The organism is Pseudoduganella flava (genome assembly GCF_007830495.1).
In the GTDB taxonomy this organism is placed as follows: Bacteria; Pseudomonadota; Gammaproteobacteria; order Burkholderiales; family Burkholderiaceae_D; genus Rugamonas; species Rugamonas flava.
The window spans coordinates 406,785-418,841 of record NZ_VLKW01000006.1 but is presented as its reverse complement, the minus strand read 5'-3'; the positions used below and the strand labels follow the sequence as shown (position 1 = coordinate 418,841).

Genomic DNA, 12,057 nt, shown 5'->3' with positions numbered 1-12,057 from the left:
AGCGGCTCGCCACACCGCAAAATCTGCGCAGCCAGGTCTTGAAGCGGCCATGCCAGCCGTTGACGCCGTTGACGTGGATGGCGCCGCGCGCGTACTCGCCGGCGCGCACGTTGATCGCCCGATGGCTGATCCCAGCCAGCTTCGCAAATCGCGGATAAGCGGCTGCGCCGTCGCTGACCAGCAAGGCATCGCGCGCCAGCACCGGTTTCAGATAGCGCAGCAGGCGCTCGGCGTCCGGCTCGCCCTGGCCGGCATGAAAAGCGTGCGTGGTCTTGCCGCGATCGCGCGCGACCAGCAGGCATTCGTGCTCCTTACTGATGCCGCGGCACGTGGCCCTGCCACCACGCTTGCGCGCCGGCCTGTCGAGGTGGCGCGAGCCCTTCTGCGATTCGAGCACATACGTTTCGTCGGCTTCCACGATGCCCTTCAATGTAGGCGGCTCCTCGCGCCGCACGGCGGCGACGAACCGGTGGCGCCAGCGAAAGCTGGTCGACGTCGCGACCGCGACGCGTTCGGCCGCCGCGCGCACCGTGCGCGACTCGATCAAGCACTGGAAATACGGGAGCCATTTGTCGCGATGCCGTAGGCGCGCCAGCGGCGTGCCGGTCAGCGCGTTGAAGCTGTGTCGGCAGGCGATGCAGCGATACCGCTGCAAGCCGTTGGCGTTGCCGCTGCGATGGCAGCGCGCATTGCCGCAATGAGGACAGGCACATCGCCCCTTCGCTTGTTCGATCAGGGCCAGGCAGCGCCCGGGCGCCTCCAGCGCGCCGAGCCAGTGACGCAAGCAAGCAATCTCGTCAGCCGATAGCGGCAGCCGGGCCAGTGCGCGAAACAGGTGCTGAAAGCCGCTCGTGCCCATCTTTGCCTCCTGTTATCGATGAGTTATCTCAACAGAAGATCAGACAGCGTTGATTCCTGGAAGTTCCCCAATCTTACGCGAACAGCGCGTTTTTTATTGCCTGTCGGGTAGAATGTTGCTTGCATTTTTTCGAAGTGACAATAATGACCGCTACCCTGGATTCGACGGCTGTCGCACAGTACCTGACAGACCATCCCCATTTCTTTGAAGAACACGCCAACCTGCTGGGCGATGTCCGCCTGTCCAGCCCGCTGACGGGCCGCGCCGTGTCGCTGCAGGAACGCCAGATGGAAGTGATGCGCGAAAAGTACAAGGCGCTGGAATTGCGCCTCGCGGAACTGAAGCGCCACGCCCAGGAAAACCAGGCGATCGCGAACCGCTTCCACAGCTGGCACCAGTCGCTGCTGCGCGAGCGCGACGTGGCCGCCATGCCGCGCGCAGTCACCGAAGGCCTGAAGGACAGCTTCCAGGTGCCGGCCGCCACGCTGCGCCTGTTCGGCGTCGCCCCTGCCTATGCGGACGAGTGGTTCGCCGCCGGCGTCTCCGAGGATGCGCGGCTGTTCGCGAACAGCCTGCAGTCGCCCTACTGCGGCAGCAACAACGATTTCGAGGCGGTGCGCTGGCTCGACGACGCGGCCGCGATCCAGTCCGCCGTTATCGTGGCGCTGCGCCAGCCCGGCACGAAGGGCCCGGCGTTCGGCCTCCTGATCATGGGCTCGCCCGATCCGGAACGCTTCACGTCGCTGATGGCCACGGACTTCCTCGTGCACATCGGCGAGACGGCCAGCGTCGCGCTGGCCCCGCTGCTGGCCTGACATGAACGCCGCGCGCGGCAAGGCCGAGTGGAGCGCCGACTGGCTGCGCCACCTGGCCACGCAGCGCAAGCTGTCGCCCCGCTCTGTGGCGGCGTACGGCCGCGACATCGCGGAACTGGCCACGCTGTCCGGAGAGCTGCCGTGGCCCGCGATCACCCCCGCCGACATCCGCCGCTACACGGCGAAACTGCATGCGGGCGGGCTGCAGGCCCGTTCGATCGCCCGCAAGCTGTCCGGCTGGCGCGGCTTCTTCGGCTGGCTGGCCGAACACACGGCGCTGGCCGCCAATCCGGTGGACGGCGTGCGTGCGCCGAAGCGCGCGAAGGGCTTGCCGAAGGCGCTGTCTGTCGAGCATGCCGTGCAGCTCGTCGCCACGCCGGCCCGGACCGCCGCCACGCCCACCCCTGCCGAGCTGTGCAATACCGCGATGTTCGAACTGCTGTATTCGAGCGGCCTGCGGGTGTCGGAGCTGTGCGGGCTGGACGTCCACTTCGTCAAGGCCGACGGCGTCGCCTCGGCAGGCTGGCTGGAGCGCGACAACGGCGAAGTCGTCGTCACGGGCAAGGGCAACAAGATGCGCCGCGTTCCCGTCGGCAAGGCCGCGCTGGCGGCGATTGATACGTGGCTCACGGTGCGCCCCGCGCCGCGCGACGGCAGCACGGCGCTGTTCCTGACGGAGCGCGCCACCCGCATGTCGCCCCGCGTCGTGCAGATGCGGCTGAAAGCCCATGCGCTGGCGACCGGCACGCCGGTGCACGTGCACCCGCACATGATGCGGCACTCGTTTGCTTCCCACGTGCTGCAATCTTCCGGCGACCTGCGCGCCGTGCAGGAAATGCTGGGCCACGCCAGCATCACATCCACCCAGGTCTATACGGCGCTGGATTTCCAGCACCTGGCCGAGGTGTATGACAAGGCGCATCCGCGGGCCCGATCCGGCTCCAACAAGGGCTGATCCGGCTCAAGGCTGGCATTGGACAGCCTAATTGGAATTGCTGCATAATCGACCGATTCTATTACCGGCATTTGCTATGGCACTGATCCCGACCACCATCCTGACCGGCTTCCTGGGCGCCGGCAAAACCACGTTGCTTAACCGTATCCTGCGGGAAAACCACGGCATGAAAATCGCCGTGATCGAGAACGAATTCGGCCAGGAGAACATCGACAACGAGATCCTGGTGCAGGAGAGTCGCGAGCAGATCGTCGAAATGAACAACGGCTGCATCTGCTGCACGGTGCGGGGCGACCTGATCATCGGCCTGTCGGACCTGGCGAAGAAGCGCGCCGCCGGCGAGATCGCGTTCGACCGCGTCGTCATCGAAACGACCGGCCTGGCCAATCCGGGCCCCGTCGCGCAGACGTTCTTCATCGACGAGGAAGTGGGCAGCCATTACCTGCTCGATGCGATCGTCACCCTCGTCGACGCGCGCCACGCGATGCAGCAACTGGACGCCAACGAGGAAGCGCAGCGCCAGATCGGGTTCGCCGACAGGATCCTGCTGTCGAAGACTGACCTGGTCGACGACGCGGCCATCGAGGCGCTGACGGCGCGCATCCGCCGCATCAACCCGCGCGCGCCGATCGGCCGGTCCGATCACGGCAATGCGCCGATCACGGAAGTGCTGGACCTGAAAGGGTTCAACCTGAACGAGAAGCTGGAGATCGATCCGGACTTCCTCGCCGCCGAGGAGCACGATCACGAACACCACCACGCCCATGATCACGACCACGAGCATGGCGCACACTGCGACCACCCGAGCCACCGGCATGCGCATCATACGGACGAGATCGCCGCGTTCGCGTTCAAGAGCGACCGGCCGTTCGACCCGGCCAAGCTGGACGAATTCCTTGGCGGGCTCGTCAATGTGTACGGGCCTCGCATGTTGCGCTACAAAGGCGTATTGTGGATGCAGGGCGCCGACCGCAAGGTCGTGTTCCAGGGCGTGCACCAGTTGATGGGAAGCGACCTCGGCGCCAAATGGGGAGAAAACGACGTCCGCGGCAGCAAAATGGTGTTTATTGGCAAAAATCTACCTAAAGACATCTTTATTCGCGGTTTGGAACAATGTTTGGTATAAACTAACCCGGTTTTTGTGGGGCCGAGCCAGGTCCTGGCCCCCGAGGCCTACCGGCTGGAATTTGAAAACTCTGTCGTATCGAAGGTAAGCGAAGTCATGACGAAAACAAATAAATCGACCCCCGCGGCTGCAGAAGCTCCCTTGCTCACCGAACAGGAAATCCTCGCGATGAGCGACAAGGACTACATGAACCCGGCGCAGCAGGCCTTCTTCAAGGCGCGCCTGCAGGCCCTCGAAAAGGAACTGCTGAAAAATGCCGGCGAAACCACCGAGCACCTGCGTGAAACCGTGCTCGTGCCCGACCCGGCCGACCGCGCAACCATCGAGGAAGAGCACGCGCTGGAACTGCGCACCCGCGACCGTGAGCGCAAACTGCTGAAGAAAGTGCAGCAATCGCTCGTCGCCATCGAGAACGGCGAATACGGCTGGTGCGAGGAAACCGGCGAGCCGATCGGCATTCCCCGCCTGATCGCCCGCCCGACGGCCACGCTGTCGCTGGAAGCGCAGCAACGCCGGGAACTGAAGCAGAAGCTGTACGGCGACTGATCCTGCCGCTTCTCCGAAGCTTCCCCTGCAAAGAAAGCATGCTCCGGCATGCTTTTTTTGTTTCAGGATCCTACAGTGCCGAGTTCGCCCTTGCCCTTGGGCTACACTAATGCGATGGGACTCTTCTCCCTCTTCCGCAAAGGCAAGCTGGACGACATCGTCGACGAAGACGAGGCGTACGCCCGCCTGGCCGCCGACAGCGAACTGCTGCGCCAGCCCGACCAGTCGCAGCTGGACCTGCAGCGCGACATCGCCCGCGCCACCGTGCTGAAGATCGACGCGATCGAAGCCGCGATGGCCGCCGACATCTTTGCCGACCCCGAACCGGCATTTCGCCGTCCGCCCCGCCCCCGCCCGGCCCACCCTGCGCCGGATGACGGCGCGACATTGCCCCTGCTGGACGAGGCCGTTACCGAACTGCAGGGCGACGACGAGACGCCGGCGGAAGCCGCAGCCGCCGAGCGCGCGCCCGCCGTCGAGGAAGCGGCGATCCTGTACGCGGACGGCCGCGTCGACGATGCCTGTGCGCTGCTGGCCGGGGCGATCGCGTCTCAGCCGCGCGGCGACCGCACGATCTGGTGGATGCTGTTCGACCTGTATCAGCTGACCAACCGCGCCGAAGCGTTCGACAGCCTGTCGATCGACTATGCCAGCACGTTCGAGACGTCGCCCCCCTCGTGGAACGGCGCGCTGGCGGAAGAAGCAGGCGCTTACACCGGCGTGACGCCGACGGCGACGCTGGCCGGCGTGCTCGATGCGTCCGCCGCGCCGCAAATCGCGCGCTTCGGTGACATCGCGCAAGGGGCGGCCGTGCTGCGGCTGGATTTTTCCCGCGTCACGGCAGTCGAACCGGAAGGGTGTGCGCTGCTCGTCGATGCGCTGCGGATCGTGCAGCGGGGCCGCGAGCTGATGCTGGTGGGCGCCGGCGAATTGCTGGCCCAGGTGAAGGGCATTGTCGACGTGGGCCGGCGCGACGAGGGCGAGGCGCCCTGGCTGCTGCTGCTGGAGCTGCTGCGGCTGCTGAACCGCGAGAAGGAGTTCGAGGAAGCCAGCATGGACTACTGCGTGACGTTCGAGGTCTCGCCGCCGCCGTTCACACCGCCCGGCAAGGTGGCCAGCACGCCGCGCCAGCTGGCCGCCCCGGCCGCGGATCGATACCTGCTGCCACGGCAGATGACGGGCGACGCGGGAGACGTCCTGGCCGGCATCCGTGCGTATGCCGACGCTAGTCCGGCGTTGGTACTGGATTGTTCGCGGCTGGCGCGCATGGACTACGGCGCGGCCGGGCAGTTGCTGGCGTTGTTGACGGAACTGGCGGCGGACGGCCGGCGCATCGAGTTTCGCGAGCTGAATCACCTGACGGCTGCCCTGCTGCGGCTGCTGGACTTCGGCGCCGTGGCGCGGCTGTTTCCGCATCGGTACTGAGGCGAGTTTATCCGTCTTGCAATTTCTTGATCGGGCCCCATTTTCGCGGCTGGCGTCATCATTTGAGGCAAACATGGAACAATTTCACGGCACCACGATCCTCTCCGTACGGCGCGGCAAGCAAGTCGCGCTGGGTGGCGACGGCCAGGTCACGCTCGGCAATATCGTCATGAAGGGCACGGCCCGCAAGGTGCGCAAACTGTATCAAGGCAAGGTGCTGTGCGGCTTCGCCGGCGGCACGGCGGATGCGTTCACGCTGCTGGACCGCTTCGAGGCGAAACTGGAAAAACACCAGGGCAACCTGCTGCGCGCATCGGTCGAGATGGCCAAGGACTGGCGTACCGACCGCGTGCTGCGCCGGCTCGAGGCGATGTTGCTCGTCGCCGACGCGGAATCGACCCTGATCATCACGGGCAACGGCGACGTGCTGGAACCGGAAGACGGCATCGGCGCGATCGGCTCCGGCGGCGTCTACGCGCAGTCGGCCGCCAAGGCACTGTTCGAGAACACCGAGCTCTCCCCCGCGGAGATCGTCAAGAAATCGCTGACGATCGCGGGCGAACTGTGCATCTACACGAACCTGTCGCACATCATCGAAACCCTGGACTAAGGTTACGCACATGAACATGACACCACAGGAAATCGTCGGGGAACTCGACAAGCACGTGGTCGGCCAGGCGAAAGCGAAAAAGGCCGTCGCCATCGCGCTGCGCAACCGCTGGCGCCGCCAGCAGGTCGAGGAACCGCTGCGCCATGAGATCACCCCGAAGAACATCCTGATGATCGGCCCGACGGGCGTCGGCAAGACGGAAATCGCGCGCCGCCTGGCGAAGCTGGCCGACGCGCCTTTCATCAAGATCGAGGCGACGAAGTTCACCGAGGTCGGCTACGTGGGCCGCGACGTCGACACGATCATCCGCGACCTGATCGACATCGGCGTCAAGCAGACCCGCCAGGCCGAGATGGCGAAGGTGCGCGCGCGTGCCGAGGATGCGGCGGAAGACCGCGTGCTCGACATCCTGCTGCCACCGCCGCGCGACTTCGGCTTCCGCGACGTGACGCAGGAGCCGTCCGGCGAGAAGGACACCACCCGCCAGACGTTCCGCAAGCGCCTGCGCCAGGGCGAACTGGACGACAAGGAAATCGAGATCGAACTGTCCGATCCGGGCCCGCAGATGGAAATCATGGCGCCGCCCGGCATGGAAGAGATGACGGAGCAGATCAAATCGATGTTCGCCGGCGTCGGCGGCGGCCGCAAGAAGGCCCGCAAGATCAAGGTGCGCGAGGCGATGAAGCTGCTCCTCGACGAGGAAGCCGCCAAGCTCGTCAACGAGGACGAGATGAAGCAGAAGGCCATCCACAATGTGGAGCAGAACGGCATCGTGTTCCTCGATGAAGTGGACAAGATCGCGTCGCGCTCCGAAGTGGGCGGCGCCGACGTGTCGCGCGCCGGCGTGCAGCGCGACCTGCTGCCGCTCGTCGAAGGCACGACGGTGAACACGAAGTACGGCATGATCAAGACGGACCACATCCTGTTCATCGCTTCCGGCGCGTTCCACCTCGCCAAACCGTCGGACCTGATCCCGGAGCTGCAGGGCCGCTTCCCGATCCGCGTCGAACTGGAATCGCTGTCGATCGCGGACTTCGAGCGTATCCTGACGAGCACCGATGCATGCCTGACGCGCCAGTACCAGGCGCTGCTGGCGACGGAAGGCGTGGAACTGGAATTCGCCCAGGACGGCATCACGCGGCTGGCCGAGATCTCGTACCAGGTCAACGAGCGCACCGAGAACATCGGCGCGCGGCGGCTGTACACGGTGATGGAAAAGCTGCTCGAGGAGATTTCGTTCACGGCGTCCGAGACGACCGACAAGCGCATCGTCATCGACGCGGAGTACGTGAACCAGCGGCTGGAAGCGCTGTCCGTCAACGAAGACCTGTCCAGGTACGTCCTGTAACAAGGCATCATGGCGAACAAGGCCCTGGCAACCCGGCAGAAGATGCGCATTCGCGTGGAGCCGTCGCAATCGTTCAGCAAGCCCCGCAATCCGTTTGCGGCGCTGGCGAAGGCGCGCGCGGCGGGCCCGCACGAACGCAGCAAATCGGCCGAACGCCAGGCCGCCAAGCTGGCCATTGCAAAGGCGAAGCTCAAGCCCGATCCGGACGAGTGACGCCTTCCCTTTCCTCGCTCGTCATTCCTGCAAAAGTGCAACAACGTGCAGTTTGCAAGCCGCACCGTTCCGTTGACTTAACAATAACTTGATGTTTCACTCGTCCGGTCTTGTCAACCTGGAGAACCGGATGAAGCACCTGTCATGCGCCGCGGCACTCGCCGCGTTGACGATGTCGCTCGCCCACGCGGCGGACTACCGCTACGAATACACGATGCAGATCACGCACATCAACGTCTGGAACGGCGTCGAGAACGCGACGCCCGCTTCCGTGACACTGCCGGAGGGCAGCCTCAGTGTCGGCGACGTGGGAACCGGCGTATTCGGCTATACGGATGGCTGGAACGCCCATGGAATCGGCTACGCGAACTGGGGCTACGCACTGACGGAAACCTACACGATCGGCACCGCGCCGACCCAGCAGTTCAACATCGGCACGATCTCCCATGCGGCGACCGATCGCCATTCGGTCGTGCTATGGAACAGCTACGATGCCACGCTGTCGCCGGATACGGTGACTTTCGAGTCCTGGCGCAACAGCGCCGAATGGCTCGCCGTGCAATTCATCGACCCGACCGCGTCGCATCTGGCCGGTACGGCGGTGACCGACGTCGGCAACTTCCCCTTCGGGCACACGGGCAGGTTCGAGTACCAGGTAATCGGTCCCGATCAGGTGTACTACAACATCAGGGGAACGCTGCTGACGCTGTCGGTGAACGGCGGCCCGGCCGTCGCGCTGCCGGTACCGGAGCCCGGCGCGTGGGCCCTGCTGCTGGGTGGCCTGGGCGTGCTGACAGGCGGCCACCTGCTGCGCCGGCGTGCCGGTGCTTCCTTAACCTGACGTCACGGGCCGCTGCGCCGGCGCCGTCTGGACCGGCGCGGTCTGGCCCGGCGGGCCGACCGGCGTGCCCGGCGGCGGTGTGACCATCGGGGTCGCGGATGGCGTCGTGGCCGGTGCCGGCGCGGCAGGTGGCGGCTGAGTGACGGGTGCCGGCGTCGGCGTGGGCGAAGGCGACGGCATCGGTGGCGGCGGCGCGGCCCGGTTCACGGGGGCCAGCGGTGCCGCCGTCGTCGACGACACGCCGTCGTCCGCCAGCAATTCCAGCCGCTTCTGCACACCGCCGTCGAGCAGCACGACATAGCGCGGCTGCACGTCCTGCACCGTCACGCCCGGTGCGATCTCCTTACCGACCGGGTAAGCCTTCGGCGGCTCGTTGTTGGCCGAGATGATCGCCACGCTGCCGCGGCCGTCGCGCGCGGCGACGACGCCGCGCAGCTGGTAGGTGCTGGCCGTGGCGACGGCCGCCTGGCCGCCGAACAGCCCCAATGCCGCATCCACCGGCGCGGGCGGGGCTTCCTGCAGCGGTACGGCGGCGATCGGCCTTTGCTGCGGCTTGAACAACTGCAGCCCCCAATAGGCCGTCGACGCGGTCAGCGCGACCACGGCGGCCAGGGTGACGAGGGTGTGAATGAGAGGCGAACGGTTCATCTGTTTCTTTCGGTGCTCAGCGCACCAGCTGGTTGATCTCGATAATCGGCATCAGCACGGCCAGCACGATCAGCAGCACGACGACGCCCATCGCGAGGATCAGCGCCGGCTCCAACAGACCGGCGATCGTCAGCGTGCGGCGCTCCAGGTCGGCTTCCTGCGCGGCGGCGGCGCGCTCGAGCATCGCCGGCAGTTCGCCGGTGATCTCGCCGGCGCGGATCATGTGGATCAGCATCGGCGGGAAGTGCTTCTGCGCCGACAGCGCGCGGGCCAGGCCGACGCCTTCGCGCACCGCGTCGCTGGCCTGTTCGACCAGCTGGCGCATCGCCACGTTCGACAGCGTATCGCGGCTCGTCTCCAGGGCGCGCAGGATCGGCACGCCGGAGCCGGTGGTGATCGCCAGCGTGCTGGCAAAGCGCGACGTGTTCAGGCTGCGCTCGAACTTGCCGTACAGCGGGGCCGTAAGCAGCCAGGTGTGCCAACGCGTTTTCAGCGCGATGTTTTCCAGCGCCTTGCGCCACGCGAACCACGCGCCGATCAGCAGCACCAGCACCACGATGCCGTAGTTGCGCACGAAGTCCGAGATGGCCAGCATCATCACCGTCAACAGCGGCAACTTCTGCTTCGTGTTCGCGAACACCGACACGATCTGCGGCACCACATAGGTCAGCAGGAAGATCACGATCGCGAACGCGACGACGGTGACGATTGCCGGGTACGTGAACGCCAGCTTCACCTTCGTCACCAGCGCGTTGCGGCGCTCGATGTAATCGGCCAGGCGCGACAACACGCGCGACAGCTGGCCGATCTGCTCGCCCGATGCGACCAGCGCCCGGTAGATCTCGGCAAAGTCGCGCGGGTGGCGTCCCAGCACGTCGGACAACGCGGCGCCGCCGATGACTTCGGAGCGGATCGACGCGATCAGGTCGCGCACGTACTGGCGCTCGGCCTGTTCCAGCAGCGCGGTGAACGCCTGCTCCAGCGGCAGGCCCGCTTCCAGCAGGCTGGCCAGCTGGCGCGTGAACAGCGCCAGCTCCGTCGTCGACAGTTTCTCGCCGAAGCCGCGGCGCACGGCGGTGCCGCTGGCATCGACCTGCGCGGAGATCGTGTCGACCTTGATCGGCACGAGGCCTTGCGAACGCAGATCGGCGCGCGCGGCGCGCGGGCTGTCGGCGTTGACGACGCCCTTCTTCGTGGCGCCGCCCGCGTCGACGGCTTCATATCGGAATGCCGGCATCGCTTACGTCCTTCAATCCTTGGCGACGCGCAGCAGCTCGGCCAGCGTCGTCGTGCCGTTCGCGAGCCAGCGTTCGCCGTCGTCGCGCATCGTCTTCATGCCGTCGGCCAGCGCCGTATCCCGCACCTCGGCCTCGGATGAACGGTCGTGGATCTGCGCGCGGATCCGGTCGGTGGTCTGCAACAGCTCGTAGATGCCGACGCGGCCCTGGTAGCCCGTGTGGCCGCACGCATCGCAGCCGACCGCGTGCCACTGGCTGCCGTCGAACGTCTTGCACTCCGGGCACAGCTTGCGCACCAGGCGCTGCGCCAGCACGCCCAGCAGCGACGACGACAGCAGGAACGGTTCGATGCCCATGTCCAGCAAGCGCGTCACGGCGGACGCCGCATCGTTCGTGTGCAAGGTGGCCAGCACGAGGTGGCCCGTCAGCGAAGCCTGCACGGCGATCTGCGCCGTTTCCAGGTCGCGGATCTCGCCGATCATGATCACGTCCGGGTCTTGCCGCAGGATGGCCCGCAGCGCCTTCGCGAACGTCATGTCGATGCGCGGATTGACCTGCGTCTGGCCGACGCCCGCGAGGTCGTATTCGATCGGGTCCTCGACGGTGAGGACGTTCGTCGTCGTCGAATTGAGCAGCGACAGCGCGGCATACAGCGTCGTCGTCTTGCCCGAACCGGTCGGCCCCGTGACGAGGACGATGCCGTGCGGCTGTGCGATCAGCTCATTGAACTGGGCCAGCATCTCTTCGCTCATGCCCAGGTGCTGCAGGTCGAGCCGGCCCGCTTCCTTGTCCAGCAGACGCAGCACGGCACGCTCGCCGTGGCCAGTCGGCAGCGTCGAGACGCGCACGTCCACCGGCTTGCCGCCCACGCGCAGCGTGATGCGGCCGTCCTGCGGCAGGCGCTTCTCGGCGATGTCCAGCTGCGCCATGATCTTGATACGCGAGATCAGCGAGCCGTGGATCGCCTTCTTCGGCTTGACGATGTCGCGCAGCGCACCGTCGATGCGAAAGCGCACGACGGAGATCTGCTCGAACGGCTCCACGTGGATGTCGGAGGCGCCGTCGCGCAGCGCCTGCGTCAGCAGCGCGTTGATCATGCGGATCACCGGCGCATCGTCGGACGATTCCAGCAGGTCTTCGATGGCCGGCACGTCCTGCAGCAGCTTGGTGAGATCGAGATCGGCATCGAACTCGTCGGCCACCTGCGACACGTTGCCGCCGGCGCCCGCATAGGCAGCGGCGATCGCTTCCTCGAGTTCGGCGCGCGGCATCGGCTTCAGGCGGATGCGGCCGAAGCGGCGCGACACCTCGGCGATCGCCGCAGGCGCCGTGGCGTTCGATACCAGCACCTCGACCGTGCCATCGCGCTCGCCGCCCTTCGCCAGCACGAGGAAGTCGCGCGCGAACGCGTAAGGGAGTAGGTTGTCCATGGT

The 12,057-nt window shown here is 66.2% G+C and carries 13 protein-coding genes; 9 read left to right on the top strand and 4 right to left on the bottom strand.

The annotated features are described in order from the left end of the window. On the bottom strand, positions 1-859 hold an 859-nt coding region (locus IP92_RS17920; protein ID WP_145877474.1), incomplete at its 3' end, for an IS1595 family transposase. 143 nt (positions 860-1,002) lie between these two features. Between IP92_RS17920 and IP92_RS17915 the strand changes: the two genes are divergently transcribed. The 9 genes from IP92_RS17915 to IP92_RS17875 all read left to right on the top strand — a co-directional run bounded on the left by IP92_RS17915 (position 1,003) and on the right by IP92_RS17875 (position 8,738). Further along, positions 1,003-1,674 carry a DUF484 family protein gene (locus tag IP92_RS17915; RefSeq protein ID WP_145877472.1) on the top strand — a complete coding sequence of 224 codons (672 nt, stop codon included), beginning with the start codon at positions 1,003-1,005 and terminating at the stop codon, positions 1,672-1,674. 1 nt (position 1,675) lies between these two features. Continuing rightward, positions 1,676-2,629: a tyrosine recombinase XerC gene (locus IP92_RS17910; protein ID WP_145877470.1), complete on the top strand. Its 954-nt coding sequence runs from the start codon at positions 1,676-1,678 to the stop codon at positions 2,627-2,629. Positions 2,630-2,705: 76 nt separating this feature from the next. Next, the gene (locus IP92_RS17905) at positions 2,706-3,755 is read left to right on the top strand and encodes a CobW family GTP-binding protein (protein ID WP_145877467.1); all 1,050 of its coding nucleotides are present in this window, start codon (positions 2,706-2,708) and stop codon (positions 3,753-3,755) included. 96 nt (positions 3,756-3,851) lie between these two features. Further along, complete coding sequence (dksA, locus tag IP92_RS17900) at positions 3,852-4,301, top strand: RNA polymerase-binding protein DksA (protein WP_145877464.1); 450 nt, start codon at positions 3,852-3,854, stop codon at positions 4,299-4,301. A 114-nt stretch (positions 4,302-4,415) separates the two neighbouring features. Beyond that, positions 4,416-5,726 (top strand): STAS domain-containing protein, encoded by a 1,311-nt coding sequence (locus IP92_RS17895; RefSeq protein ID WP_145877462.1) that lies wholly within the window; start codon positions 4,416-4,418, stop codon positions 5,724-5,726. Positions 5,727-5,799: 73 nt separating this feature from the next. Beyond that, positions 5,800-6,336: an ATP-dependent protease subunit HslV gene (hslV, locus tag IP92_RS17890; RefSeq protein ID WP_145877460.1), complete on the top strand. Its 537-nt coding sequence runs from the start codon at positions 5,800-5,802 to the stop codon at positions 6,334-6,336. 10 nt (positions 6,337-6,346) lie between these two features. Beyond that, positions 6,347-7,684: an ATP-dependent protease ATPase subunit HslU gene (hslU, locus tag IP92_RS17885; protein WP_145877456.1), complete on the top strand. Its 1,338-nt coding sequence runs from the start codon at positions 6,347-6,349 to the stop codon at positions 7,682-7,684. Positions 7,685-7,693: 9 nt separating this feature from the next. Continuing rightward, positions 7,694-7,897, top strand: a complete 204-nt coding sequence (locus IP92_RS17880) for a hypothetical protein (protein ID WP_145877454.1) — start codon at positions 7,694-7,696, stop codon at positions 7,895-7,897. Between the two features lie 130 nt (positions 7,898-8,027). Further along, the gene (locus tag IP92_RS17875; RefSeq protein WP_158206775.1) at positions 8,028-8,738 is read left to right on the top strand and encodes a PEP-CTERM sorting domain-containing protein; all 711 of its coding nucleotides are present in this window, start codon (positions 8,028-8,030) and stop codon (positions 8,736-8,738) included. On the opposite strand, the gene IP92_RS30510 is transcribed toward IP92_RS17875, so the two are convergent. From IP92_RS30510 to gspE, 3 genes are read right to left on the bottom strand one after another with little or no spacing between them, the layout of a single operon-like run. Beyond that, the gene (locus IP92_RS30510) at positions 8,730-9,386 is read right to left on the bottom strand and encodes a type II secretion system protein N (protein ID WP_229418832.1); all 657 of its coding nucleotides are present in this window, start codon (positions 9,384-9,386) and stop codon (positions 8,730-8,732) included. The genes IP92_RS17875 and IP92_RS30510 overlap by 9 nt on opposite strands. A gap of 16 nt (positions 9,387-9,402) precedes the next feature. After that, positions 9,403-10,623 (bottom strand): type II secretion system inner membrane protein GspF, encoded by a 1,221-nt coding sequence (gene gspF, locus IP92_RS17865; protein WP_145877452.1) that lies wholly within the window; start codon positions 10,621-10,623, stop codon positions 9,403-9,405. 12 nt (positions 10,624-10,635) lie between these two features. Further along, on the bottom strand, positions 10,636-12,054 hold the full coding sequence (gene gspE / locus IP92_RS17860; protein WP_145877450.1) for a type II secretion system ATPase GspE: 1,419 nt from the start codon (positions 12,052-12,054) through the stop codon (positions 10,636-10,638). Positions 12,055-12,057 lie beyond the last annotated feature (3 nt).